Source organism: Vibrio sp. 1069 (assembly GCF_033340555.1).
Genome location: NZ_JAWOWP010000971.1, coordinates 1 through 512 on the forward strand (window position 1 = coordinate 1; position 512 = coordinate 512).

General features: G+C 46.5%; 1 protein-coding gene. It reads left to right on the forward strand.

The window, feature by feature from the left end; genetic code table 11:
• A partial coding sequence (locus R7040_RS30100; protein WP_318098141.1) for an aldehyde dehydrogenase family protein occupies positions 1-512 on the forward strand: 512 nt, incomplete at both ends.

Sequence of the window (512 nt, forward strand, 5' to 3'; positions counted from 1 at the left end):
GTGTTGTGGGTGTGATTTATGAAGCGCGTCCAAATGTGACCATCGACATTGCCGCACTGTGCCTGAAAACGGGTAACGCCAGCATCCTACGCGGTGGTAAAGAGACGTTTTTCTCTAACATGGAACTTGTGAAAGTTATCCAATCAGCCCTTGCAAAAGCAAACTTGCCAGCCGCTTCAGTACAGTACATTGAAAAGCCAGATCGCGAGCTGGTTTCTCAACTGCTTAAACTGGAAGACTACGTTGATATGATCATCCCACGTGGTGGAGCGGGTCTGCACAAAATGTGTAAAGAGAACAGCACAATTCCAGTGATCATCGGCGGTTTTGGTATCAGTCACATTTTTGTTGATGAATCCGCGGACCTAGAGAAATCGCTAAACGTGGTTGAAAACTCGAAAGTTCAACGTCCTTCGGCATGTAACTCGCTAGACACACTGCTTGTTCACGAGAAAGTGGCGGCGAAATTCTTGCCAATGATTGTCGAGCGAATGAGTGACAAAGTAACGTTT